Source organism: Bacillus sp. NTK034, from assembly GCF_017303275.1.
Classification (GTDB): Bacteria; Bacillota; Bacilli; order Bacillales; family Cytobacillaceae; genus Cytobacillus.
In genome coordinates this window covers 477767-502812 of record NZ_JAFKOJ010000001.1, presented here as the reverse complement: position 1 = coordinate 502812, position 25046 = coordinate 477767, and the positions used below count along the sequence as shown (strand labels likewise).

Genomic DNA, 25046 nt, shown 5'->3' with positions numbered 1-25046 from the left:
AAATTGATACATTGAAAGGAGTTTTATTATTGTCTATAGAACATACCATTCTTGCTGTCCTAAGCTTTTGGCCCAGCACAGGATATAATATTAAATCTGAATTTGAACACAAAGCTGCTGGCCTTTATTGGGGAATGAGCTATGGGAGCATTTACCCGAAATTAAAAAAGCTGGAGGAAGAAGGATTTATCTATGCAATCGAGCAGGAAGAAGAAGGTAGAAAGAAAAAGATGTATGAGCTCACGACAAAAGGCTGGAAAGAATTTGAGAACTGGCTAAAGACTCCTCCCTCTTTTCCAGTTATTAAAGATGAATTGCTAATGAAAATGTCAACCTGGCATGAAGATATGGATAATGAGGTGTTAATTAGCCATTTATTAAAAAGAAAAGAAGAAGCCTCAGATATACTAAACTTTGTACAGGAATGGCCGCGAAATGGGTACTCCTATGTCAGCAAGCTTGGCAGCCTGTCGATTCGATATGCAGAAATGAAGCTCGAAACAGAAATGAAATGGATCGAGGAATCAATTGAAGTGCTGCAAAATAATAATCTGCCAGCTGGCCAGGATCCTAACAGCAATACAGAAAAGCTGTTAAACAGGCGAAGGATGGCCTTAGGCAGGGAAAAGGGGAATGGCCAATGAAACCCGGTATTTTTAAACCACTCAAGCTGAAATCCTTTCGCTCTCTTTTTGGTGCCCAGCTATTTTCCGATTTGGGTAACTGGCTCGATTTTATTGCATTACAGGTTATTGTCGCTTATCACTGGGGGCTTGATGAAACGGCCATTGCTTCTGTCATCATTGTTCTCGGTCTTCCCTGGGTCATAATCGGCCCATTTGCGAGTGTGTTTGTTGACAGATTGCCGAAAAAAGCTGTTATGATCGTTTGCCTCTTTTTAAGAATTGCCTTTGTCGCAGGCTTGTTTTACGCTCCCAACCTATACATTCTGCTATTATTTGTGTTTTTAAAGGGAACCGTATCAGCCCTTTACGACCCGGCAAGACAGAGCGCGATCAGGATGATTGTACCTGACAGCATGCTGCCTGAAGCTGTAACTCTAAGCCAGCTGTCAGTCAATACCATGAAAATTGCCGGGCCGGCTTTAGGAGGGGGGATTATAGCAGTTTTCGGACCAAAAAGCCCGTTTCTATTTGAAGCAGCAGGATTTGTAATATCCATTATTTTCCTGATTTTTCTTCCCAGCTTAAAATCTTCTGAGGAATCAGATAAAAGGATAGCTGAAGATTATACTGTCAAATCGAGTTTTTGGAAAGAATTTTCCGAGGGAATAAAACATATTTTCTATACTCCCCTTTTAAGGATTTCAATTATCCTTTCTTCTGCAGCATTTTTCATCATTTTTCTTTATGATGGGTTATTTATTTTTATTGCAAAACAGATTGGTTTTAATGAGGGAAATTTCGGATTGCTGATCAGTGCAGTGGGAGCAGGCAGTGTGGCCGGCTCACTTTTGCTGGGCCAGTGGACAGGGTGGAACCAAAAACCAGTCCATTTAATGAGTTCTTCGGCCATATTAAGCGGCACTTTTATTGTAGCTGTTGGTCTTGGCGGCTTAGGTTTTCTTAATTTCCCTCCACTTGTCTGGATAATCGGCGCATGTCTATTGGGTCTTTTAGGTGCAGGAGAATCTGTTCCTTACGGGTATGTTCTCCAATCTGAAACACCAAAGAAAATGATGGGCAGAGTTTCGGCTGCCGCCATGTCCCTCCAGACTTTTTCCATGCTTATTGCACCAGCGGCAGGAGCTCTTCTTGCAAAACAGCTGGGCGCATCTTTTGTTATGATTGGTGCAGGGTTGGCAACAACATTATTAGGTGTAACTATGCTGATGGTTATATGTAAAAAATCAGGAACCTTCCAACCCATAAGCGGAAAGCAGCTGGATGGATAAGCTTTTGTAAGAAAAGCCCTATACTAAGTTGGTTTTATAGGCTAAAAAGGGTATAATATTTTTATACCCCTTTATAACTTGAAAGGAGATTGGAAATTGAATTCTGATAAGAAACAATATCCCCATCTGCAACCAACGGTTGAAAACCTCTCTCAAGCCATCTTCACCGTTAACCGCCATGCAAAGACAGCACCAAACCCTAAATTTTTGTATAAATTAAAGCACGATGCACTTCAAAAGTTAATTAAAGAAGGAAAAGCCCAAAAAGCAGGCCTTCACTATTCCGGCAATCCAAAAAACAGCCAGCAGCAGTCAGATGTTCTTGTAAAGTGCGGGAATTATTCTTTCCACCTTCCGCCTTCTAAAGAGGATTTTTCAGTGCTTCCCCATTTGGGTAAACTCGATTCCTTCGTAAGAAATCCAAAATCGTCTTTATCTCTTAATGCGGCGAAAAAATTGCTTATGACATATACAGGGCTAAAAGAGCTTAATAGCAAGCCAAACGCAAAAAAGCATCGCTATGAAAAACCTGTATTTAAGAAATTAGGAGAAAGTTACTTTTAATCAAGAAAAGCGCAAGCGCCTTCGGAACAAGCCAAAACTGTTTGTTCCTGGGAAGAACATCCAAAGAAGCTTATCCTAGGTGCTCACCCCCGACACTTCGAGGGGGTAGGCCCTGAAGCTATATAGTTATCAAAGTTCAAAGTTATTCTTTCTTACTAACAAGAAAAAGCTGGAATGGAAATTCCAGCTTTTTCTTTGTTATGGTCCTATAATGCATGCTGATCTATCAAAAGCACCAATTCTGCAATTTCAGGCTTGCTTACCTGCGCATTGGCTCCAACCATTTGGCCTTTATGGCGAAGATCCTCGGTAATCAATGAAGAAAAAATAATAACTGGAATTTTTGTCAGCACAGGATGTTCTTTAACTTTTTTAGTAAGGTGATGCCCATCCATTTGCGGCATTTCGATATCAGTGATCATGAGCTGCACTTCCTGAGTTATATCGCTCCCCGACTCGGCTAAAGAATGCAAATATTCATAAGCATCGTATCCATTTTCAAAGAATTCAATTTGTGAAAATCCAGCTTCATTCAATGTATCATTCAAAAGCTTTCTTAGGAGTGGCGAGTCTTCTGCGATAAGCAGCTTCTTGTCGGACCTCTCGCGCTTTCCAAGTTTCTGCACCTTCTGGATGCTAATCCCTGAAGCCGGATTGATCTCAGTGACCATTTTTTCAAAATCAAGCAGCAGCACCATTTCATCTTCTAGCTTTATGATGCCGATAATCTGGCTTTCCTGGCCCTGATACAATTCAGAAGGCTTTTCAATTTGGTTCCAGGAAATGCGGTGAATTTTCGAAACACTATGAACGTGGAATACAATTTTCTGCTGATTAAACTCTGTCACAATAAATTTATCCTGCTGAGGGCTTTCTGAAGGTGCCATATTTAATGATGATGCTACATCAACTACAGGAAGAACCTCTCCCCTCAGTTCAATGATCCCTTCAATATTTCGATGAGAATGCGGGACAGGAATGACTGGTACAGGATTAATAATTTCCTTCACTTTAATAACATTAATCCCCAATTTATTCCTTCCTATTGAAAATTCAACAATCTCCAATTCATTCGTTCCGCTTTCCAGTAAAATGCCTTTTTTCTGTTCCACTTTTTTCGCCCTTCCTTTTTCATATGCTTATATCTAAGTCGCGGCTCCAGTTTGTATGACGCTTGCTTTAAGAGCAGCAAGACAGCAGCTTATTTAAATCGTGAATCTTTTTCTCTATTAATATACCATGAATGGATAAAATTTCTTATGAAAATTTCAGCTTATTATGAAAAAAGTCCTTATTTCACCAACAGGAAGTCAACTGCTTTGCAAAAACAGCAAAAAGCAAGCCTTTGGCGGCTTGCTTTTTAAATGCAATACAGATGGAAACCTATTCAGGAATGCTGTCGTCCTTAATTTTTGAATGAATAAACAGACCAATTATCGTTAAAATCATCAATGAACCTAAAGCAAGTCTGCTTGCCAGGTTTCCATAGCTGGCAAAGATCAAAGTTATGCTTCCATAAATAACGGGTCCAATTATGGAAGATACTTTCCCTGAAAATGCAAACAAACCAAAAAACTGCCCTCTTTTATCTTCTGGAGTCAATTCCACAATATAAGTTCTTGTGGTAACCCACATGGACCCCAGAGCGACGCCAAACATGCTGCCCGCAATCCAGAACATAGTTTCATTGACAGCGCCAACAGCAATTGCCAGAGCAACAAGAAGAAGGATCCCAACGTACTTAACCGCTTTGTTGGGCCCTTTCGCCTTGGTAATATAGCCAAATACAAAAGAACCAATTATACTGGACACCGTTGAAGCAAGATATAACAAAATAAATTGGCCAGTTGAAAAGCCGACAATCGTTTTTGCGTAAATGGCCATCATGGCAATCGTTGTAGCAATTGCATCATTTAAGAAAAAATAGGCAATCATGAATGTGAAAATCGCCTTGTAATGTTTCATATCTTTAAAAGTCTGCCAAATTTCCTTATAGCCTGATAAAAATTTTTGTTTTTCTTTTGCCTTGTTAGGCTTATCTTTTACAAAGAAAAACAGCGGCAAAGAAAACACCAGAAATAAAATAGCAGTGGGTATAAAAGATTCGTGAAAACCGTCATCTCCTACAAATAAATAAACTGTCAGGCCTACCAGGGTTCCGATATAGCCAACTGCCACTCCAAAACCTGAAATCAGAGGTATATCCTGCTTTGTTCCCAGATCGGAAATCATTGCATCGTAAAAAACCAGACTGGAATGAAAAAAAAACTTTGCAATAATAAAACATATAATAACGAGCGCAAGATAAACAGGAAGCCCAAATATTTTCCCGCTAATCTGACTTGAAGCAAAAACCCCCATTAAAATGGTCGCCATTACAGTAATAAGCGTAAAGATTACAATATACTTCTTTTTTCTTCCTGTCCTGTCTATCATAACTCCAAACAATGGAGAGAACAGGACAAGAAAAAAACTTGCCAGCGCATTAGAATAAGAAATAAAGGTACTCGCTATCTGATTTAAAACTTCATTCTCTCCAATTACTTCCTGCAGGTAAAAAGGAAAGAAGATGGTATTGATATTTGAGGAAAAAATAGTATTCGCAAAATCGTAAAGTGCCCATGATACAATGGGCAGTGTCATATACAGCCGCCAGGAATTGAATTTCCCCTGTTTCTGCAGCTCCGTTTTTTCTATTTCCATGCCATCAGCTCCTTCAGGTAAAAAACACCTTATTCCTTATTCAAGACCTATCTGTAAAACCCTTTTATTTTACCAAATTTTATTAAATCCAGTTTATTGAAAAAATAATTAATATTCAAATAACAATTAATGCCAGAAATTAATTTAAGGTGAGGAAAAGTGAAAAGGAAGGAACAAAAAGAATATTCAAAGCTATTAATCTACTTATGTTATTGGTGAAGGCCAAAACAGGGGGGAATTTAATGAACAGGCAGAATCTTCCCGAATAGCCGAATTGATGTTGAATTCTTTCTTTGGCACTTTGTTTTATTGGGTGCATCATCGGATCAGGAGTCTCTGCCTGTTTTACTGCATGACGTTATATCATTCTAAATTACAGTTCTTAAAAGTGAAACTGTCAGCCGGTGTTAAACACTGATGCCGGATACCTGCATTATTTGCTTTTTATGGTGAATGTCATGTTCAATAAAATCGGCAAAATAATCGCGCATAGTTAAGCTAGTGCTGCCAATTTTAAATGCAGTATCCAGTTTTTCTTCTGACATGCCTTCCAGCATCTGAAGAAATTGTCTCCGAACTGATAAAAGTTCTTCAATAATCTCTAGTTGTGCCTGCTTTTTTGCGTATTCTCCTGCAGCATCATTCACACTTTGAAAATCAGGATAGCTCACCAGTACTGCACCCTCTTTAAAAAATGGGAAACGCTCATCAAGAGAATATCTATCCCAAAATAACAGATGGGCAACTACTGCCGCAACCGGCCATTTTCCAGCCGAGACAGGCTTTAGCCAACTTTCCTGGTCAAGATCTCTTAGCGACTCAAGCCATGCAGAAAAAGCTTCATAATGAGTAATAATATCTTGCTTCTTCATTTTCATCCTCCCTTCCTAAAAATATATTCTGTATGCAGTTAATAAATCCTTTTTATTGCAGTCCCACAAAAAAACCTGAAGGGCAACTGAGTTGCCCTTCAGGTTTTTTAAGAATTATTTTTTTAATACGACAGTGCCTGCGATTAAATCATGCAATGCCTGTTTTTTCTCTGTAAAGGCAGCAATGATATACCCGATAAGGAAAATTCCAGACAGGATGGCCATGGCCATATATCTGCCAAGCGCCCTCCAGAAAGAAATACGGTTACCATTTAAGTCAGTCACTTTTAGTCCCAGCAGCTTTTTGCCCACAGTTCCCTGCCATTTGGATGCATGCAGGCCTGCAAAATAGGCAACAGCAACGATAAGATTGACAAGAAAGGTTACTCCAAGTGCGCCAAAATAAGATCCCATGAATGCAAAAGCTTCTTCATCGGTCATTTCTGTTTCCATATAAGTTGGGTCGCTTATCATCGTATTAAATGCGTCAGAAGTGCCAAAGAAAATCATAAAGATAACAATGCTTAGAATTGTAAGCGGAATTCCAACAATAATAGAATCGATTAAATAGGCCGCAAATCGGAGCCAGAACCCGCCATATTCTTTTGTGCTTTCATAAGGCTGCTTTTCTAAAGTTGTCTCCACTTTATAACCTCCTTTAAATAGTTAGCTGGAAAACTAACAAACTAAAAATGTTGTAGTTTCCACTATCTACTAATGTTAATCTCTAAATGAATTATATTCAACTATTTGAAAAATTTTACACTCATTTATTTTTATGCAAATATCTCACTAAAACGTTTTCATCTTGACTTTTTTGTGAACAGTCTTATTACAGTGTAGACACTATTTTTCCAAAGTCATAAAATAAGTTTGTAAAGCTGAAAGTCAGTTTTACCTAAATTAAAAAAGAGGTGCGATCAGGCATGAAAGGTACAGCAATCCTTTACCATGATGAACATAAAGTTACGATCCTGGAAGATGTGGAGCATTCTGTGTTTGAGGAAATGAAAGATCAATGCGGCGACAACCATTGCCGATGCCATATAGAAAATAAAGTAATCGATTTTGGTGCTGTATCCCCGGTATTATGGCATGAAGACGAAGTCGATTGGGATTACGGATATTAATTTTATTTTTGCTGGCCCTGAATAGAATACAGGGCCTGTTTTACTTTTTACTGTTTGCCTCCGCATCAAAGTGATAGAATAAACATTAGAATTATGCGAGGTGAATACATTGGAACATTTAATCAATCAGAGGGTGAAGGACATTGAAATTTCTGGAATCAGAAAGTTTTTCAATATGGTTGCCGGCACCAAAGGCATGATTTCTCTTACAATTGGACAGCCTGACTTCCCGACGCCATTACATGTTAAAGAATCAGCTAAACAGGCAATTGATGAGAACTTTACCTCTTATACACACAATGCGGGCGATATTCGATTGCGGCAAGCTGCAGCTTCTTTTGTAAAAACAAAATACAACCTTACATATAACCCTGAATTAGAAGTCATTGTGACATCAGGGGCAAGTGAAGCTATCGATATTGCATTCCGTACTATTCTGGATGAGGGATCGGAAGTAATCCTGCCTGGTCCAGTTTATCCCGGTTATGAGCCAATTATAAAGCTTTGCGGTTCCGTTCCGGTTCATACTGATATTTCCAGAAACAAGTTTAGATTTACTGCAGATTTAATTGCAGAACATATGAGTGATAAAACAAGGTGCATTGTTCTTCCATATCCATCGAATCCGACAGGTGTCAGTCTGAGTTTGGAAGAACTTGAGGAAATTGCTGCTCTTGTTAAAGGCAAAGATATCTTTATCCTTGCTGATGAAATATACAGCGAACTGATCTATGATCAAACGCACCACTCAATCGCTTCCCTTTTACGGGAGCAAACTATAGTAATTAATGGACTTTCTAAATCCCATTCAATGACAGGCTGGCGCATTGGTCTTTTATTCGCGCCTGAAAACCTGGCAAAACATATCTTGAAGGTGCATCAGTATAATGTGACATGCTCAGCTTCTGTCTCCCAAATGGCAGCTCTTGATGCGCTTACAACAGGAATTAATGACGCCCTGCCAATGAGGCATGAATATGCCAAACGCCGTGATTATGTATATGAACGTTTAGTACAGATGAACCTGGATGTAGTCAAACCTGATGGCGCATTTTATTTTTTTATAAAAATACCAGATGTTTCAATGAACTCCTTTGAATTTGCCCTTTCTCTTGTTGAAAATGCAGGAGTCGCAGTAGTTCCTGGCAGTGCTTTCTCCTCATATGGAGAAGGTTATTTCCGAATATCCTTTGCTTATTCCATGGACACATTACAAGAAGGGCTTGACCGGATCGAAAAGTATCTTGAAGGTATTAAAATGTAACAAGATTCACTCTGTCGAAAGCGCCAGTTTCCTTTTTGGAGGAATGGCGCTTTTATTCATATTCAATGCTTCTTATTCAAATCCGAAAAAAGCAAAAAGGCAAGACCTCTGCCTGCCTTTTTCACTATTACTGCCCCTGATATTGCCCGTTGTTTTTTGATGCTTTTTCCTTTTTGGCTTTATCTTTATGAATTTTATTCGTGTCAGCACTTCCAAATTCGTGGGAGAATTCAGAATCAATAACAGCGGAATCGAAACCTTTTTTGTTCTTCTGCTGAGGATCATTTTTCTTATTTCTTTTAGCCACCTGTCTAACCCCCTTTTCACTTTCATTATTAGTTTGAAGTGAAGAAAGAGGCTTTATACATTTACAGGTGCTAATTACTTTTTCCAATATTTATATAAAGCGTGTGTACCGCTGTTTTCTTCCCCTAATTCAGAAAGCTCGGCATACATTTTTTTTGCAAGAGCAAGCCCTGGAGTCATCATGCCCATTGCCTCTGCTTCATCCAAGGCGATATTCATGTCCTTAATGAAATGTTTGATATAAAAGCCTGGTTCAAAGTTTCCATCAATGATTCTCGGTGCAAGATTGGATAGTGACCAGCTGCCTGCTGCACCAGATGAGATGCTTTGAAGCACCGTCCTTGGGTCCAAACCTGCTTTTTCTGCATACACTACCGCTTCACACACCCCTATCATATTTGATGCAATCGCGATTTGATTACACATTTTCGTATGTTGTCCGGCTCCTGCTTTTCCTTGATAGACGATATTTGTTCCGAGAAGATTGAAAATTGGCTCTACAGACAGAAATGCGTCCCTGTCTCCTCCGGCCATTATTGAAAGCTTTGCATCCCTGGCACCGATATCTCCTCCTGAAACAGGGGCATCTATTGCATGGATGCCTTTTTTGACTGCTTCTTCATATATCCTTTTGGCCAATGTAGGTGTCGATGTGGTCATGTCAATTACATATGTATTTTCTCTGCCATTTGTGATAATGCCATTTTCTCCAAGATACACTTCCTCTACATCTGCCGGAAACCCAACAATCGTAATAATGACATTTGCTTTCTTTGCAACATCCATCGGCGTCTCAGCCCACTCTGCCCCATTCTCTATTAGTCCAGAAGCTTTTTCTTTGGTTCTTGTATAAACAACTAATGGATAACCTGCTTTCAACAGATGTCCCGCCATGCTCCTGCCCATAACCCCTGTTCCCACAAAACCGATAACTGTATTTTCAGGTGAAATCAACGTACCCACTCCCTTGAAATATCTGAATTTTTTATAATAATTTTACCATTACTTTTCTTAGATTAAAAATATTAGATGTCCCAATAAAGACAAAAGACCAGGCAAATACCTGGTCCATCCCCAATTTTATGCGCGTAATTACTTTTACCCAAGTTAGATAAAAACAAAACCACCGGTCATTACATTGATTCTTTTTAAAGCTGTGATGAAAAATTATTTAAGAATGCTCTGGCAATCACTTCATCCTCATTTAAGATTTCTACAGATACTGCATCTTCATTCACGATCATTTCTTCTATTTCGAAAACATGCAGGTCCTGCGTAAGAGGAATGGGATTCATAAAAATGTAATTTCCCTTTTCATTATTGACTTCTATATATTCCCCATCGATTATTGTGTCCTCCCCATAAACAAACTCATCCGTACCCAGCGCAGCGGCCAGTTTTTCATTATGTATGGAAACCTTTACTTTGTATAGTTCTTCTTCTGAAAGGATTTTATCATTAATTTTAAACCGGAACTGCAGCTCATTGTTTTTAGTCAGCAATGCTTCAGCATGCCTATTGACGATGGAGTCCGTGGCACCCTGCATGCAGCCTGACAGGGACAGGGTCAATATGGCGGTAAGTATTAGGCTAATGATCTTTTTATTCATTGAAGAATTCCTCCTTTTTCATTACCTTTTCCTTTCTCGCCTTACAATAAACCCCAATTGCAATGTTACCCTCGAAAATAAGCGTACAAAATATAAAAGAAGCCCTTTCCAGGCTTCCTTCTTTAGTGGAGGACACGGCTTAAAAATGGACTCTGTTTTTCATATAAGTCGTTTTTCTGCTTTTCTTTAATGCATTTATATCGATCATGAAAGAGAAAGCTGATTATCATGGAAACCATTTTCCATCTCTCCTTTTTATTCTGTAGCTTCATTATAGGAGAGTTTCAGATTCCGGATAACAATCATAAGATGTGATTTCTGTCATCCTTAAGGCTGAATGGCAATATCGCCTGAAGAAGGATAAAAAATAAACCGGCCATCATAGGCCGGCTTAAAAAGGGGGGAAAATGAGAATGATCAGCTTACTTAAGTCTAACCTAAGTGCTTAATTCTTATTTACCCGGGAAATTATATTTAAAACTTATTAAATGTTTCAATTTGATTACAGTTTGGCTGCTTCTTTTACAGCTTGGACTACTTCTTCTGCTGTATTCATATGAAGCGCTTTTTCAGCCAGTGCTTCCATGTCTTTCTTGTTTAGGTGACTGATTTGAGAACGAGCTTTAAGAATTGACGTAGCGCTCATGGAGAACTCGTCAAGTCCTAATCCCAGCAGCAATGGAATTGCCGTTTCATCCCCAGCCATTTCACCGCACATGCCTGCCCACTTTCCTTCCTTGTGTGCTGCATCAATAACCATTTTAACTAAACGCAAAATTGCAGGATTATAAGGCTGGTAAAGATAAGAAACACGCTCATTCATTCGGTCTGCAGCCATTGTGTACTGAATTAAATCGTTTGTGCCTACGCTGAAGAAATCAACTTCTTTAGCAAATTGATCAGCCATAACAGCCGTTGATGGTATTTCAACCATAATTCCAATTTCAATATTGTCGGCAACCTTTGAGCCTTCGCTCACAAGCTTTTGTTTTTCTTCTTCAAGGATTGCTTTGCCCTGACGGAATTCATCAAGAGTTGCAATCATAGGGAACATGATTTTCAGGTTTCCATAAGTGCTTGCTCTTAACAAAGCCCTTAATTGTGTCCTGAACATTTCCTGTTCTTCCAGACATAGGCGAATCGCCCGGAAGCCAAGGAATGGGTTCATTTCCTTTGGAAGATTCAGATAAGGAAGCTCTTTATCCCCGCCAATATCAAGCGTGCGGACAACAACCGGTTTTCCGCTCATTCCTTCAAGGACAGCCTTGTAGGATTCAAACTGTTCCTCTTCTGTTGGAAGCTGGTCTCTTCCCATATATAGAAATTCCGTGCGATATAGGCCAATGCCTTCTCCGCCATTTTCAACTACACCCTTCAGATCCTTTGGAGTGCCGATATTGGCAGCCAATTCAACATGATGGCCATCAGCAGTAACTGATTTTTCGTTGACAAGTTTAGCCCACTCGGCTTTTTGATCCTCGAATTTGCGGTGTTCTTCTTTATATTCGGCTACAGCCTCTGGAGTCGGATTAATATGTACCAGACCTTTTAATCCATCCACGATAACCAGGTCGCCATTTTTAATTTGCTTTGTAGATTCCTTTGTTCCCACTACTGCTGGAATTTCCATGGAACGGGCCATAATGGCAGAATGAGATGTTCTGCCTCCGATGTCAGTTGTAAACCCTTTTACAAACTGACGGTTTAGCTGAGCAGTATCTGAGGGGGTCAAGTCTTCAGCAATAATGATTACTTCTTCTGCAATCATGCTGGGATTTGCAATTTGCACCCCAAGCAAATGAGAAAGTACGCGTTTCGTTACGTCACGAATATCCGCCGCACGCTCTTTCATGTATTCATTGTCCATTTGTTCGAACATTGTAATGAACATATCTGCTGTCTCTTTTAATGCAGATTCAGCATTTACTTTATCTGTTTTAATTTTATCTTCAATTGGCGAAATTAATTCCGGATCACTTAATACAAGAAGATGAGCATCGAAAATAGCAGCTTTATCAGCCCCAAGCTCTTTATGGGCATTATCGCGGATGACTTCCAATTCACCTTTAGATTCAGCTAATGCTGACTGAAAGCGCTCCACTTCCTGTTCAGCATTTTCTACAGTCTTTCTATCAAAAGAGAGATCCGGCTCAACCAAACGGTAAGCTTTCGCTATTGCAATACCGCTTGACGCCGCAATTCCATTTAAAAAGCTCATTATTCAGCCAAACCTTCTTTTTTCAGTGTTTCTTCAAGGCTGTTAAGTGCATCCTGTTCATCGCTTCCTTCAGCAATAATTGTAATATCTGCACCTTGTCCAACACCTAAAGACATAACACCCATGATTGATTTTAGGTTTACTTTCTTTTCCTTGTACTCAAGGTGAATTTCTGAGTCAAATTTGCTGGCAGCTTGTACAAGCATTGTAGCTGGACGAGCGTGAATTCCTGTTTCTGCAATTACTTTAAATTGTTTTTGAACCATATGGGATCAATCTCCTTCTTATTAATGATTGTATTAAGATGTGCAAGGCGTTGCCTCACGAACTTAAAGACGGGAACTGGAATTTATTCGGCAAAATCAGCAGCAGGATGAAACAGTATAATGCCGGGATATTTCTTCCTATATGCTTTTATATTTTCTCCAACACCCTATTATTCATGTATATAGTTGTTCAAAAAGGCTGAGAAAAATTAATAAGATCACTTCGTCTCTGCACTTTGAAAACTTCCATAGAATCAGGAAATATTACCTGGCTGCAATTAAGTCATCGGACAACTTACATCTCAGACAAAAGAATAGCATTTCACATTCATTTAGACAATGAAAAACCCTTAATTTTTCACGTTTGTTCACACTTTTTTCAGTAAAACGCTTTCATTTGCCAATGATTTCTACTTAATTTTTCAGATGCAATTTTTCTTTTGATTTATGGCTGTGGATGATACTTATCTTGTTTTCTAACCAGTTTTGAAATTTCTTTGTATTGAAGGACATTATAACTGATTCGCATTTTTGATATGGTCCCCTTCAGGACCGTTTCATGATCGCCTTCCCGGTCCGTATACACTGTGACAAGATCCGACACAGTACGCGCCAGCATTTCTATAACATGTTTTAAGTCTTCGCTATTATAAGATGTATTGTCTTCCATCAGATGCTCCAAAATGTCTTGAGATAAGCCTTTCACTCTGTATGCTTTTTCGTTTTCAAGTTTCATGATATTATCCCGCCTTTTTGATTGATTGTTCAATTATATGCGGGCCGTAAGAGTGAAATGATGTCAGCTTACCGTTAAGTAATCAGGTATTTTTTATTTTGCATGAAAAGATTGAAACCTGCAACAGCATGATTACTTTACTTCAGTGAAGGATAGAAGTATTTTCTGATTTTAAAAGAAAAGCCCTTTTCCATATGAGAAAAGACTTTACACATTGTTTATTTAGCGTTTTTCTTAGCCTGTTTCTTTTCCAAATTGTCTTTATGAATCCTTTTCATTTCTTTTTTCATTTGATCCACTGCATATTTATATTTCTCAACGCTTTGAGTGGACACGTTATTGCTGTATCGGACTGTTTCATATGCATCTACAATCTGTCCGGGGTCTTTGAGCCCTATCCTTTGAAGCCATTCTGGCAAGCTTTCGGATTCTTTTCTTCCCAGGTCTAAGTTTACTGCATATCTTTCCAGCTGAAAAATCTCTTTCCGGATCTGATTTTCAGGGGCAATATGCTGAAACCTCCTTGACAGCAATGTTCCTTTATCTTCAATCTGCTGACTATAAGAGGCAAATACAGCTCCATTTCTTACGCTTTTTACCTTTATATTTTTTTTATAAATATAAATGAACAGGGAAGTGATTACCCCTATAAAGAAGATAGATGTTAAGACCGCAGGATCAAAAAATTGCCCGCCTTCTCCCAAATCAGCAGGTACCTTGAAGCGTTCATCATTATCACGGTTTTCATTCTCAGAAAAAAACTTCACATGAATTTCCCAGTCCTGTCCCTCTGCCCAATTAAACAGCGGTGAAGCAATCAAGGCAGCTGCTGAGGCAATTAATTTTAGGATACCAAAGAAAAAGAACTTGAGAGTTCCCATACCGAAGGAAACTATTATGCCAACTGCAAGAATTGCAGCAGTCAGTGACAAGAAGTGAATTAAAAACCTTTTCTTTTCTCCTGCATTTGCATCCGATTCAATTATACGTTTAATAAAACCTCCCGAGATGATAAAAAACAGTTCCAATATCATTAGTCCCACAATTTCTCCGGTATAGGCACCGTCCTTCATGGCTGAAAAGATAACCAGGAAAGTACCGGAGAAAACCGTAAGCAGAATCCACCAGCCCTCTGGCCGGTAATTATGTTCATTGAAATGAACATAAGTTCTCCAAAAAACAAAAAAGCTTATCAGCACAATAAAAAACCAGGAAAAAGAGAGAATATTTCCGATTACAAATAATAAAGGAAGCTCAACAAGAAAAAAAAGAACCTTCCCTTTTTCTCTAAATCTGATGAGCAGAACTACAAATGCCATTCCTGCAGGAAAAACAAATACAAAATATTCAGTGAGAGGAACAGCCCCTTCTTTTGCCATATAAAAAGGGAATAACATTAGTGCTCCAAAAATGATTTCAATGCCAAGCAGAAAACTCACTTCAAACAGTTTTTTCATCGTACTGCCACTTCCTTCGCTTTCACTTGAAGCGGCCTCAAGTCGGCTTCCTCATTAAGCAGATGCAGTTCAAATAGGAAAGATCCTTTTCGGCTGATATTATTTATTGAGCTGACAGCAGCCTGCTTCAATTCTCCTGTGTGAACGAAAAAAGGCTGATGAGTCAAATGTCTTTCATAAAATGAAAGCATTTTTTCATAAGGGTAAACAGAAGAATGATTATCTACAAGAGCCAGCATTTCAAGCACCTTTTGCAGATGATCTTTTCCAGATGCTGCAGGCAAATAATAAAAGGGGGTGCTGCCGGCAGTCCGAATATTTATACATATGGAAAAAGGAATATTTTCTTTCACACAGATAAAGGCTATTTCCGCTGCACTGCTGATGCATTCTTCCAGCTGTGCAGATATCGAATGTCCAGCTGAAACATTTAGCGAAATATTCCAGCCTGTTTCTGCAGCTTTATCAAAGACCTTTGTCTGTAAACACTGTTTCCTCGCACTTGCCTTCCAATTGATCCGATTAAAACTATCTGGTGAAACGTACTGCCTTGTTCCTGCTGGCGATAAATTTTCGTCAAAAAGTGAATAGGCAGAAAGAAAAGTGCCCGGGCGGTCTGTTAAGAGTGGCAGTGTATTTTTAACTGGCAGACGACTCGGATAAACCAATGCATCCTGCAGCAATTGTGCCCGGTATTCAAGAATGGTTTCGCCAAACCCTATAAAATTAGGAATATATAATTCCAGTTTTCTTATTTTTGAAACTCCCCTTTTCATAGCAGAAAAGGGGATTGTTATTTTTTTCCGTTCATTATGATTCAATGAGAAAGGGATTGAAAGCTCAAAATTCCCCAGCCTGGGCTCCAGATTTTGATCCATCGGGCTAATACTATCGCCAAATAAAACCCTAAGTTCACCCTTTAAAATAGGAAGCCCTTTATTTTCAAATTCCAAAATCCATTTCGCTTCCTGTCCGGCAAATAGTTTATATCTAACCTTCGGGTTCCGCAGGCTCAGCTTTTCACCGAGGAGCTTCATGTAATATGTATTGGCAAATATTATTAGCAGAAATAGAATGGATGCCAGAAAAACTTCCCATGATTTCAAATAAAAGCTTGCTATTAATAAGAATACGGCCAATACACTTGAAAGGGACAAATATCCGTCTTCAGCATGATACTTTTTCCACTCCATTTTAGAGAGCACCTGACTCTACTGGAACTGGCACAGATTCCAGCACATCTTTCAGAACTGACTCTGGGCTTTTCGTCATGGAAGCTTCAGTGGAAAGGAAAATTCTGTGGCCAAGCACATACGGGACCATATTTTTAATATCATTAGGTATCACATAGGCTCTTCCCTCCATTAGAGCTTTGCCTTGAGAAGCTCTCATTAAGGCAAGCATTCCTCTGGGACTGACCCCCAGTTCAATATCCGCATGTTCCCGTGTCTTCCTTACAATATCCAGCAAGTAAGCTTCGACAGGCTCATTTAAAATAACTTTTCCGGCAGCCTTTTTTAGTTTAATGATTTGGTCTGAGATTAAAATTGCATTGATTTCCGCAGGGTCTGCACCGCTTCGATACATTTGAAGCATTGCCTTTTCCTCTTCCCTGCTCGGATAATCCATTTTAAGTTTCATAAAAAACCGGTCAAGCTGAGCAACTGGAAGCGGAAATGTCCCCTGCTGAGATTCAGCCGGGTTCTGTGTAGCTATAACCATAAAAGGTGAGTCAAGTCTAATTGTGTGTCCGTCAATGGTGACCTGACGCTCCTCCATTACTTCGAGAAGACTTGACTGTGTTCTTGGTGCTGCACGATTAATTTCATCAGCAAGTACAATATTCGCGATTATTGGCCCAGGATGGAATTCAAATTCCTGATTTTTCGGATTGAAGAAACGGATCCCTGTGACATCACTCGGCAAAACATCCGGTGTAAATTGAATGCGCGAGAAATTCCCATTAATGGTGCGTGAAAATGCTTTGGCAAGCATTGTTTTTCCAGTTCCAGGAACACTTTCCAACAAGATATGGCCATTGAATAATAATGAAATAGCCATCAATTCAATTTCGCAGTCTTTCCCGGAAATTACTTTCCCAATCTCAGTTTTAAGCTTGTCCAAATATCCCATTATTGCCCTCCTGTTCACTTCCATGCTGATCTCTATCCTATTTAGATTGACTGGTATAATTTTACTAAATAATATCTATCTTTACAATTATCTAATAATTCAGCTGCCAGTAAAAGAAAAACGCATGGATTACTAAATCCATACGCTATTTACATAGCTATTCAGCTTTTAAATTTTTCAGTATGTTCCATACGAAAATTAATATACCCGCAGCAGTAATAGTAGCTCCAATAGCAGTACCTGGAAGAAAGGCATTATTCTCTGTTACCAGGACCAGGGACAGTGACAGCATCATGATTGGAAGCCCAATATTATGAAGCCAAAAATGCCACTTCCCTGCCTTCCCTTCAGCAAGAGAAGGAAACAAGTAATAGAGGATTCCTGCAAGAGTCAGGGATGTCCATCCAAGTAAATTTATATGGACATGGACAGGTGTTAACAGGTATGAATGAGTACTTGACATATAATACCCAAGTAAAATTCCCACTGCAAAGTAAACGGACGAAATCTTAATCATAGTAATTCCCACTAGAGCCCCTCCCTCTAATTATACTAAAGCTTTAAAAGGATATGAGCCTTTTGAACCATTTAGAACAAGGGGCTTGTTCCTGTTTCTAACTTGTTTATCATTTTTTCACAGTAAATTTACAAAGAACTCAATGCCATTTAACGAGGCTGTTTTACAATGTCTTTAACGACAGGAGGCGATATAATGATTAATATCCTGCTTTGCCTTATTTTCATTGGTGCTGTTTTGGTGCTAAATATCGTATTGTTAAGAAAGTAGACAGTTAATATTTTTCATAAATCATTTTCCTTGTCATGCCTCCATCTACTGTTATATTTTCTCCTGTTATGAAGTCATTTTCTGGATCAGCTAAAAATAAGCAGGTTCTTGCAATGTCCGCTGGTTTTCCAACTCTGTTGGAAAAATGCTGATTATGATCAATCTCCCTGAGACTTTCATAATCCCCTGTTTCAATCCAGCCGGGACTTATGCAATTAACCCTGATTCCCTTTTCAGCAAGCGTACTGGCTAAAGCATGGGTGATTGCCATAATTCCGCCTTTTGAAGCCGAGTATGCCTCTGTATTGCTTTCAGACATTACTGCTCTCGTAGAAGATAGATTGATAATACAGGATCCTTGTTTCATCAACTTGGCAGCTTCCCTGCTGCACAGAAAGACACTGCGAAGATTCGTATTGATTACTTCATCCCACAATTCCACAGTCAGTTCAAAAAATGAATGAAACTTTGAGATGCCAGCGTTATTTATTAGAATATCAATTGCTCCAAATGATTCATAAGTTTTTATTAAAAGTCCCTTGATTTCTGCTTCATTCTTAACATCTGCTCTAATAAACATGCATGTCTGGCCTTGTTTGTTCAAGCTTTCTTCTAACTTTTTTCCCTTCATTTCATCTATGTCAACGATGACCACATTGGCCCCTTCCCCTGAGAACGTCTCGGCAATTCCCTTTCCAATTCCGCTGGCTCCTCCTGTAATGATGACCGTTTTTCCTATAAAATTGCCCATACTTGTTCAGCCCCTTCAAATTAGTAATATTGCTTTCAAACCCAGATTGGTATGCCTTCTTTTCAACTTTTCATGAGGACATACAGGAAAGACACCTGAGATTTTCAAGTGTCTTTTCTATGTGCTTTATATTTCAGCGCCATTTCTATTTTAGCTTCGGGGTAAATCTAAATATCGATATATAACATGGCCGCCTCTTTGTGCGATTCCGCGGAAGTGCTTAAAATCCTCCCTTTTCACAATAATGCTGCGAAAAGGAAGAAAGTCTTCTTTTGACACATGATACTCTGAGATGATTCCATTTTTTAATTGATCGAGCACTTCTATAATTTGTTCATGATTCATTACTCAGAACTCCTTTTTACTCTATTCTTTTTCTATCATAATTAAAGTGCTGTCAATTTTGAAGTATCTAATATTATATCTGTACATCAATCATTTATTCTGAATATTAAATAATTTTAATGTACAAAAGTATTTTATCTGGTATAATATTACCAACCTAATGCTGTAATAAATTACCTAAACAGCAGTGAATTGCAAAATTCTTTACGCATTTCATAATATAGTGCAAACTGTTATTACCAGCGAAAGAAATGGACAAAAGGAGAGATGCTTTTTGAAGAAAGCAGAGGTTGGCAATATTATTGAGTTTCGTGACGGATTACAAGGGATTGTAGAAAAAGTAAATGAGAATTCTGTTATTGTAGATTTAACGTACATGGATAACTACCGTGATTTGGAATTAGATCAAAGAACAGTTGTCAATCATAAAAATTATAAGGTAGTAAGAGAATCAGCAGTATAAAAGAAAAAATGAAAGCGCATTCTTTCGGATCCAAAAAAAGCAGCTCTCTTGCTGCTTTTTTTATTCTTGCATTTTATCAGTTTCATTCTCCACCTTCCTCTCCCCTTTTCAGCTTGCATTTTAAAATGGCGCACCCTTGAATTTCTTCACATTCGCGGCCCCCAGATTAGGGGGCCCAGATTTTATTCCTTTTCCCCGGACAGTTCTTTTAATGATTTCACTTTACCATGCGGGTGCTGGTCCTGCTTTCTTACCGTCCATGCACGCTCTTTTTCTCTTTTTGATTTCGTCATTATACATACCTCCCTTCTCATGGGTTTATGATTAGCATATCTGCATTATTTTATCTTAACGTTTCCAAAGAAATCTTTTCCTTACTTTTTAGGATTGTTTTTTGTTAAAATAGTGTTTGGTTATTTTTAAAAAGATAAGAAAGTTTTTTGTGCTTTGAGAACTGTCTAGCAGCGTCGCCTGCCCCCTCGGGGGGGGGCGGGCGTGGGCAAGGCGCTTCGGCTTTTCTTATTGAAAGGAGATTAAAAATTGAAGAGTGTTGCCGCAGATGTCCGATTTATTGGCGGGATATTACTCGCTCATCTGCTTATGTATTTTACATTTCAGGATAAATCAATTTTTTGGTATATCTTTTCTGCCTCTTTACTGCTTCTAATCAGTTATTCCATCATAATGGAGGAAGTGGAAGACAAGGCCACTTTTGGAACATTTATTACCTATGGAGTCCTTTCGGGTTTCCTTTTGTACGGTCTTTTTTGGGCCGGATACAGTTTATTTGAAATACTCAATCTTCCCTTTGTTAATCAGGTTGAAAAACTATACGGCCGTTTTTCACCATCCTTTATCTGGCACTATATTGCGCTGATCTTAATCATTGTTCCAGGAGAAGAAGTCTTTTGGAGGGGTTTCGTTCAAAAGAGATTGATGAAATTTACGACTGTTAAGTTATCCATCATACTATCGTCTCTCCTCTATTCTTCTGTTCATTTTTATTCAGGATACTGGATGCTAGCCTTTGCAGCGTTAATCGCAGGCCTCTTCTGGGGATGGCTATACGCTTGGAAAAGAAGCCTTCCGCTTGTAATCGTATCCCACCTGGTTTTTGACTTATTGATATTCGTCCTGCTCCCCTTTTATTAAATGGACTCGTGCAGATTTCAATAATGATTAGACAATTCCATCATGGATTGTCTATTTTTTTTAGTTTTTATTGAGTCTTGTCGATGTTTTACATAAATGGTAATGTACTAATTAATAGGAATTTATATGTAACTCTTTCATTCCATTTACGTCTAATTATGCAAAAGCGCTAGGAGTGACAACGGGAGGATGAAACATTAATGAAAAATATGGCGAAATTAATCTTAATGCTGGGATTATTTGCTGCAATCCTGACAGGCTGCGGCACGACTCAGGATGATTCCGGCAATGGAGCAGATCCGGAGCAAAATGAAGAAGAAACTGCTTCAGAAGGACAGGAACAGACTGAAGAACAGAATTCAGAAGAAGATGACTCTGTTGGTGAAGGAGACAGTGTTATCAGAATCCTTGAGCAGAATATGGCTTATATGGTTGAGGGTGAAGCGAAGGAAGAGACTGCCTTCCTGAAGCATAGTGATAATCAAAATTATTCTATTTACGTTTTGCCCGCCTATGAACTTACGGCCGAGGAGCCTAATAAAGATGTCTTATACCTTTCAGAAAATGATCAGGTATTCATGCGTATTGAACTTCTTCCGAATGATGCAGACTGGAATATGATCGAAGAAAATACAAAAGCACAATTAGGGGCTGTTAGCGAAAATGTGCAGACATCTGAAGCCCCTTCAGATGATTTTTACAAAGATGCTACTGTAATGAAAGCTGAAGGAAACGGTGAGCTGGTTTCAGCCTATCTTGTGAAAAACGAAGATCTTTCTCTGAAGCTTACCCTATTTAATAAGGAAGAAGCTGACCATGAAGATGCTTTCCTTCAGATGGCGAAAACCATTATGAAGGAAGAGCCGCAAAAATAATGAAATAAAAAAGAGATCCGTGCAAAACGGATCTCTTTTATTTAGCTTTAATCAAGCTTTCTTGCCTTTACTTCCATCATCAAATGGCTTCATCCACAGAAGAATAATAAATGTCAAACTTACATATCCGAATACCGGATATAAATAGGAAAGCAATGTTCCATAATTGATCAAACTGATAAAGTAACATACTACAAAAATAAAGCCCACAATAATAATACTCGGAACTGAAATATACTTTTTTACCTGTCTCTCGATCCCAAACACATTCCCAATCACAGAAGTGAAAATTTCACCATAGATGACAAAAACAAATATCCAATAGAAAGATGATGCCAACGTCTTAACAATAGCAGCCATTGGGATATCATAAGCTTCCAGATTTGGGAGCATCATCAGCGTCAAATGGCTGGAAAGCAGGATGAGAGTCAATGCGGCTCCTCCAAGGTATCCACCCCACTTTATTGTCCGATCGTCATTTATTTCTGAAGCCACAGGCACTAATACTGCTTGGGCCAATGTCAAATTCAGAGCCGTATAAGAGAACGGAGCCACTACCGCTTTCCATCCATCTTCAGCATATGGGATAAATAGAACCTGTTCTGCAAAATTAGGGAGCTTCATGCTTATGAACAACAAAATAAAGCTAAATGCAATCATCATCGGAACAACAAACGTATTCACAGCGAATAATCCGCGGATACCCACTATCATTGTAATAATCGTTAACCCTATCGTTATGAGCAATCCTGCAGTCTTGCTGATGCCGATCTGTTCTTCAAACACTGCTCCTGCACCTGACAGCATGACGGCGCAAACGCCCAGCAGCATAAACAGCATCAATATATTAATGGCAGAACCAAAAAATCTTCCAAATAAATATTCATTTAATTCCTGATAAGATGCAGCCTTTATTCGGGCAGAGATTCTCATTAATTTGGAGCCGAGAAAAATAAAGATATAGCCGCTCATTAAGATCCCAATTAAACCGATAAAACCAAATCGGGAAAAAAACTCCACAATCTCCCTGCCAGTGGCAAAGCCCGCTCCCACCACGGTTCCCACATAAACGGCAGCGATCTGGAAAGCTGCCCCCCAATTCGTTTTCACTTAATCTCCTCCTTCCTTTCCAATATATGTAGGCTGGTACAAACAAAGACGAGCTTTTTTGCAATACGGCTAAACTACAGTTAAGGGAAAAAATACCAAAACAAAATACTTGAAAGTCAAAAAAGGTCAAATTATAATGCAGGTATAAAGTCAAATATAGTCAAAGTCAGACCAAACTTTTTATGGAGGTATGCAAAATGCTTTGTCAAAAATGTCAAACAAAACAAGCAAATGTACAATTAAGACTGAAATTGAATGGAAATGAACGAAATCTAAACCTTTGCCATAGCTGTTATCAAACTGAAAAGCAACATAGCCTTACTTCCTTTGGGCCTGCTTTGAGTGGTTTTTCAGGTTTTGGCCAAATGCCTTTGGAGGATTTCTTCAAGAAGATGGCTGCCTCTCAAGGAAATGAAAACTATGATCTAAAAGAAGCGCCGGGACACAATCATGGCAATGGCGGATTTATCGATCAATTCGGAAGAAATCTTACACAGCTTGCCAAAGCAGGTTTAATTGACCCAGTCATCGGACGGGATTTAGAAATAAATCGTGTGATTGAAATTTTAAATAGAAGAACCAAAAATAATCCGGTCTTAATCGGTGAACCAGGAGTAGGTAAAACAGCTATTGCCGAAGGGCTAGCCATTAAGATTGCCGAAGGAAATGCACCAAAGAAACTTCAAAATAAAGAAGTCTATTTGCTGGATGTGGCATCCCTGGTTGCAAACACAGGCATCCGCGGCCAATTCGAAGAACGCATGAAGCAGCTGATCTCGGAGCTTCAGACACGCAAGAATATTATTCTCTTTATAGATGAAATTCATTTGCTTGTTGGAGCAGGGTCAGCCGAAGGATCAATGGATGCAGGCAACATTCTAAAGCCCGCCCTTGCACGGGGAGAGCTTCAAGTGGTCGGAGCCACCACATTGAAAGAATACCGCCAAATTGAAAAAGATCCAGCATTGGAACGCAGATTCCAGCCTGTTCAAATAGAAGAGCCCGCTGAAAATGAGGCAATTGAAATCTTGATGGGACTGAAACAAAAATACGAAGATTACCATGATGTTTCTTTTACTGAACATGCCATTAAAGCATGTGTGCAGCTGTCAAGCCGATATATTCAGGACCGGTTCCTTCCTGACAAAGCCATTGATTTAATGGATGAAGCAGGTTCTAAAATGAATCTTCAATCAGGATATATACCAGCAGAAGATATTGAAAAACAGCTGAAAGAAATCAGCAGGCAGAAAGAACTTGTTTTAAAAGAAGAAAAATATGAAGATGCTGCAAAACTCCGTGAAAAGGAACTAAAACTCCAGCAGGCACTAAACGGGGACAACAAGGCAGAACGGCCAGTTATTGACGTTAGCCATATTCAGGAGATTATTGAAAAGAAAACCGGGATTCCTGTCGGCAAATTAGCAGATGATGAGCAGGAAAAAATGCAGAACCTTGAGGCAAGTCTTGCAGAAAAAGTAATTGGACAGGCGGAAGCCGTGCGGAAAGTTGCAAAGGCAATTCGCCGAAGCCGTGCAGGACTTAAATCAAAGTACCGCCCAATTGGCTCTTTTCTATTTGTCGGGCCAACAGGCGTCGGCAAAACTGAGCTGACCAAAACACTTTCCCAAGAGCTATTCGGCTCAAAAGACAGCATGATCAGGCTTGATATGAGTGAATATATGGAAAAACACAGCGTAGCAAAAATTATCGGTTCCCCTCCAGGATATGTGGGCCATGAAGAAGCCGGACAGCTTACTGAGCGGGTACGCAGAAACCCATACAGCATCATTCTGCTTGATGAGATAGAAAAAGCACATCCAGATGTACAGCACATGTTCCTTCAAATACTGGAAGATGGGCGCCTGACAGATAGCCATGGCCGCACTGTCAGCTTTAAAGATACAGTCATTATCATGACAAGCAATGCAGGAGCAGGGCAAAAAGAAATCCATGTTGGATTTAGTGCAGCTGACGCCGTCATGGAGTCAAACATTCTTGAATCGCTCGGCAGCTTCTTTAAGCCGGAATTCCTGAACCGCTTTGATAGCATTATTGAATTTAAAGCTTTGGAAAAAGAGCATTTATTGAAAATTGTCGACTTAATGCTTAATGAGCTTCAGGAAACATTAATTGAACAGGATATTGAATTGACTGTTACCAAGGAAGCCAAGGAGAAATTAGCTGCGGATGGATATCATCCCGTTTTTGGCGCACGGCCATTAAGAAGGATCATCCAGGATGAACTTGAAGACAAGATTGCTGATTTCATCATTGATCATGGCGGAAATAGCCAATTACAGGCCGATCTTGTTGACGGTTCAATTGTCATTAAACCCCTCCGCTAAAAAATAAGAAAGAGCCGGAATCAAGAATTTCCGGCTCTTCC

Annotated in this window: 27 protein-coding genes; 9 read left to right on the top strand and 18 right to left on the bottom strand. The window is 39.2% G+C overall.

The window, feature by feature from the left end; translation table 11 throughout:
- Positions 1–29: 29 nt before the first annotated feature.
- From JI665_RS02620 to JI665_RS02610, 3 genes are all read left to right on the top strand, one after another.
- Positions 30–644, top strand: a complete 615-nt coding sequence (locus JI665_RS02620; RefSeq protein ID WP_206835923.1) for a helix-turn-helix transcriptional regulator — start codon at positions 30–32, stop codon at positions 642–644.
- Positions 641–1915 carry an MFS transporter gene (locus JI665_RS02615; protein WP_206835920.1) on the top strand — a complete coding sequence of 425 codons (1275 nt, stop codon included), beginning with the start codon at positions 641–643 and terminating at the stop codon, positions 1913–1915. The genes JI665_RS02620 and JI665_RS02615 overlap by 4 nt, the downstream gene beginning before the upstream one ends.
- A 96-nt stretch (positions 1916–2011) precedes the next feature.
- Positions 2012–2479, top strand: coding sequence for a YkyB family protein (locus JI665_RS02610; RefSeq protein ID WP_206835917.1), 468 nt, complete (start codon positions 2012–2014; stop codon positions 2477–2479).
- 206 nt (positions 2480–2685) lie between these two features.
- Here the strand turns inward: JI665_RS02610 and JI665_RS02605 are convergent, their stop codons facing one another.
- The 4 genes from JI665_RS02605 to JI665_RS02590 form a co-directional block, all read right to left on the bottom strand.
- On the bottom strand, positions 2686–3591 hold the full coding sequence (locus tag JI665_RS02605) for a chemotaxis protein (protein ID WP_206835914.1): 906 nt from the start codon (positions 3589–3591) through the stop codon (positions 2686–2688).
- 271 nt (positions 3592–3862) lie between these two features.
- Positions 3863–5182: an MFS transporter gene (locus JI665_RS02600; RefSeq protein WP_206835911.1), complete on the bottom strand. Its 1320-nt coding sequence runs from the start codon at positions 5180–5182 to the stop codon at positions 3863–3865.
- 407 nt (positions 5183–5589) lie between these two features.
- Positions 5590–6054: a DinB family protein gene (locus JI665_RS02595; protein WP_206835908.1), complete on the bottom strand. Its 465-nt coding sequence runs from the start codon at positions 6052–6054 to the stop codon at positions 5590–5592.
- Between the two features lie 114 nt (positions 6055–6168).
- The gene (locus JI665_RS02590) at positions 6169–6699 is read right to left on the bottom strand and encodes an RDD family protein (RefSeq protein ID WP_206835905.1); all 531 of its coding nucleotides are present in this window, start codon (positions 6697–6699) and stop codon (positions 6169–6171) included.
- 281 nt (positions 6700–6980) lie between these two features.
- Here JI665_RS02590 and JI665_RS02585 point away from each other — a divergent pair, with 281 nt between their 5' ends.
- Both JI665_RS02585 and JI665_RS02580 read left to right on the top strand, forming a co-directional pair.
- Positions 6981–7184 carry a hypothetical protein gene (locus JI665_RS02585; RefSeq protein ID WP_206835901.1) on the top strand — a complete coding sequence of 68 codons (204 nt, stop codon included), beginning with the start codon at positions 6981–6983 and terminating at the stop codon, positions 7182–7184.
- Positions 7185–7293: 109 nt separating this feature from the next.
- Positions 7294–8448, top strand: coding sequence for an aminotransferase A (locus tag JI665_RS02580; RefSeq protein WP_206835898.1), 1155 nt, complete (start codon positions 7294–7296; stop codon positions 8446–8448).
- Between the two features lie 127 nt (positions 8449–8575).
- Here the strand turns inward: JI665_RS02580 and JI665_RS02575 are convergent, their stop codons facing one another.
- From JI665_RS02575 to JI665_RS02520, 12 genes are all read right to left on the bottom strand, one after another.
- Complete coding sequence (locus JI665_RS02575) at positions 8576–8755, bottom strand: hypothetical protein (RefSeq protein ID WP_206835896.1); 180 nt, start codon at positions 8753–8755, stop codon at positions 8576–8578.
- A 74-nt stretch (positions 8756–8829) separates the two neighbouring features.
- Positions 8830–9708: an NAD(P)-dependent oxidoreductase gene (locus JI665_RS02570; RefSeq protein ID WP_206835893.1), complete on the bottom strand. Its 879-nt coding sequence runs from the start codon at positions 9706–9708 to the stop codon at positions 8830–8832.
- 194 nt (positions 9709–9902) lie between these two features.
- Positions 9903–10364 carry a hypothetical protein gene (locus tag JI665_RS02565; RefSeq protein ID WP_206835889.1) on the bottom strand — a complete coding sequence of 154 codons (462 nt, stop codon included), beginning with the start codon at positions 10362–10364 and terminating at the stop codon, positions 9903–9905.
- A 502-nt stretch (positions 10365–10866) separates the two neighbouring features.
- Positions 10867–12582: a phosphoenolpyruvate--protein phosphotransferase gene (ptsP, locus tag JI665_RS02560; protein WP_206835886.1), complete on the bottom strand. Its 1716-nt coding sequence runs from the start codon at positions 12580–12582 to the stop codon at positions 10867–10869.
- Entirely contained in the window at positions 12582–12848 is a 267-nt protein-coding gene (locus tag JI665_RS02555; protein WP_009331020.1) for a phosphocarrier protein HPr, read from the bottom strand. Before JI665_RS02555 ends, ptsP begins: the two co-directional genes overlap by 1 nt.
- Before the next feature lie 445 nt (positions 12849–13293).
- Complete coding sequence (locus tag JI665_RS02550; RefSeq protein WP_206835883.1) at positions 13294–13584, bottom strand: hypothetical protein; 291 nt, start codon at positions 13582–13584, stop codon at positions 13294–13296.
- A gap of 218 nt (positions 13585–13802) precedes the next feature.
- Positions 13803–15041: a hypothetical protein gene (locus JI665_RS02545; RefSeq protein WP_206835878.1), complete on the bottom strand. Its 1239-nt coding sequence runs from the start codon at positions 15039–15041 to the stop codon at positions 13803–13805.
- Positions 15038–16234 carry a DUF58 domain-containing protein gene (locus tag JI665_RS02540; RefSeq protein ID WP_206835876.1) on the bottom strand — a complete coding sequence of 399 codons (1197 nt, stop codon included), beginning with the start codon at positions 16232–16234 and terminating at the stop codon, positions 15038–15040. The genes JI665_RS02545 and JI665_RS02540 overlap by 4 nt, the downstream gene beginning before the upstream one ends.
- Before the next feature lies 1 nt (position 16235).
- A complete protein-coding gene (locus tag JI665_RS02535; protein WP_206835867.1) occupies positions 16236–17174 on the bottom strand; it encodes an AAA family ATPase in 939 nt (312 codons plus the stop codon).
- Positions 17175–17331: 157 nt separating this feature from the next.
- Complete coding sequence (locus JI665_RS02530; RefSeq protein ID WP_206835864.1) at positions 17332–17703, bottom strand: cbb3-type cytochrome c oxidase subunit I; 372 nt, start codon at positions 17701–17703, stop codon at positions 17332–17334.
- Between the two features lie 262 nt (positions 17704–17965).
- Positions 17966–18712 (bottom strand): SDR family oxidoreductase, encoded by a 747-nt coding sequence (locus tag JI665_RS02525; RefSeq protein WP_206835862.1) that lies wholly within the window; start codon positions 18710–18712, stop codon positions 17966–17968.
- A gap of 150 nt (positions 18713–18862) precedes the next feature.
- Positions 18863–19057: a hypothetical protein gene (locus tag JI665_RS02520; RefSeq protein ID WP_206835858.1), complete on the bottom strand. Its 195-nt coding sequence runs from the start codon at positions 19055–19057 to the stop codon at positions 18863–18865.
- 274 nt (positions 19058–19331) lie between these two features.
- Between JI665_RS02520 and JI665_RS02515 the strand changes: the two genes are divergently transcribed.
- Positions 19332–19520 carry a YkvS family protein gene (locus JI665_RS02515; protein ID WP_009331029.1) on the top strand — a complete coding sequence of 63 codons (189 nt, stop codon included), beginning with the start codon at positions 19332–19334 and terminating at the stop codon, positions 19518–19520.
- 182 nt (positions 19521–19702) lie between these two features.
- Here JI665_RS02515 and JI665_RS28465 read toward each other — a convergent pair whose 3' ends face one another.
- Entirely contained in the window at positions 19703–19813 is a 111-nt protein-coding gene (locus JI665_RS28465) for a DUF6254 family protein (RefSeq protein ID WP_019381647.1), read from the bottom strand.
- Positions 19814–20060: 247 nt separating this feature from the next.
- On the opposite strand from JI665_RS28465, the gene JI665_RS02510 reads away from it, so the two are divergent.
- A complete protein-coding gene (locus JI665_RS02510; RefSeq protein WP_206835855.1) occupies positions 20061–20672 on the top strand; it encodes a CPBP family intramembrane glutamic endopeptidase in 612 nt (203 codons plus the stop codon).
- 200 nt (positions 20673–20872) lie between these two features.
- Positions 20873–21547, top strand: a complete 675-nt coding sequence (locus JI665_RS02505) for a hypothetical protein (protein WP_206835853.1) — start codon at positions 20873–20875, stop codon at positions 21545–21547.
- 51 nt (positions 21548–21598) lie between these two features.
- On the opposite strand, the gene JI665_RS02500 is transcribed toward JI665_RS02505, so the two are convergent.
- Complete coding sequence (locus JI665_RS02500) at positions 21599–22657, bottom strand: GerAB/ArcD/ProY family transporter (RefSeq protein ID WP_206835849.1); 1059 nt, start codon at positions 22655–22657, stop codon at positions 21599–21601.
- Between the two features lie 197 nt (positions 22658–22854).
- Here JI665_RS02500 and JI665_RS02495 point away from each other — a divergent pair, with 197 nt between their 5' ends.
- A complete protein-coding gene (locus JI665_RS02495; protein WP_206835846.1) occupies positions 22855–25005 on the top strand; it encodes an ATP-dependent Clp protease ATP-binding subunit in 2151 nt (716 codons plus the stop codon).
- The last annotated feature ends 41 nt before the right edge of the window (positions 25006–25046 follow it).

Excerpts from the sequence above, each read along its gene's own strand:
- JI665_RS02615 (WP_206835920.1), top strand. The coding sequence starts at position 641 with ATGAAACCCGGTATTTTTAAACCACTCAAGCTGAAATCCTTTCGCTCT.
- JI665_RS02600 (WP_206835911.1), bottom strand. The coding sequence starts at position 5,182 with ATGGAAATAGAAAAAACGGAGCTGCAGAAACAGGGGAAATTCAATTCC.
- JI665_RS02595 (WP_206835908.1), bottom strand. The coding sequence starts at position 6,054 with ATGAAGAAGCAAGATATTATTACTCATTATGAAGCTTTTTCTGCATGG.
- JI665_RS02585 (WP_206835901.1), top strand. The coding sequence starts at position 6,981 with ATGAAAGGTACAGCAATCCTTTACCATGATGAACATAAAGTTACGATC.
- JI665_RS02565 (WP_206835889.1), bottom strand. The coding sequence starts at position 10,364 with ATGAATAAAAAGATCATTAGCCTAATACTTACCGCCATATTGACCCTG.
- ptsP (WP_206835886.1), bottom strand. The coding sequence starts at position 12,582 with ATGAGCTTTTTAAATGGAATTGCGGCGTCAAGCGGTATTGCAATAGCG.
- JI665_RS02555 (WP_009331020.1), bottom strand. The coding sequence starts at position 12,848 with ATGGTTCAAAAACAATTTAAAGTAATTGCAGAAACAGGAATTCACGCT.
- JI665_RS02550 (WP_206835883.1), bottom strand. The coding sequence starts at position 13,584 with ATGAAACTTGAAAACGAAAAAGCATACAGAGTGAAAGGCTTATCTCAA.
- JI665_RS02545 (WP_206835878.1), bottom strand. The coding sequence starts at position 15,041 with ATGAAAAAACTGTTTGAAGTGAGTTTTCTGCTTGGCATTGAAATCATT.
- JI665_RS02540 (WP_206835876.1), bottom strand. The coding sequence starts at position 16,234 with ATGGAGTGGAAAAAGTATCATGCTGAAGACGGATATTTGTCCCTTTCA.
- JI665_RS02535 (WP_206835867.1), bottom strand. The coding sequence starts at position 17,174 with ATGGGATATTTGGACAAGCTTAAAACTGAGATTGGGAAAGTAATTTCC.
- JI665_RS02525 (WP_206835862.1), bottom strand. The coding sequence starts at position 18,712 with ATGGGCAATTTTATAGGAAAAACGGTCATCATTACAGGAGGAGCCAGC.
- JI665_RS02520 (WP_206835858.1), bottom strand. The coding sequence starts at position 19,057 with ATGAATCATGAACAAATTATAGAAGTGCTCGATCAATTAAAAAATGGA.
- JI665_RS28465 (WP_019381647.1), bottom strand. The coding sequence starts at position 19,813 with ATGACGAAATCAAAAAGAGAAAAAGAGCGTGCATGGACGGTAAGAAAG.
- JI665_RS02505 (WP_206835853.1), top strand. The coding sequence starts at position 20,873 with ATGAAAAATATGGCGAAATTAATCTTAATGCTGGGATTATTTGCTGCA.
- JI665_RS02495 (WP_206835846.1), top strand. The coding sequence starts at position 22,855 with ATGCTTTGTCAAAAATGTCAAACAAAACAAGCAAATGTACAATTAAGA.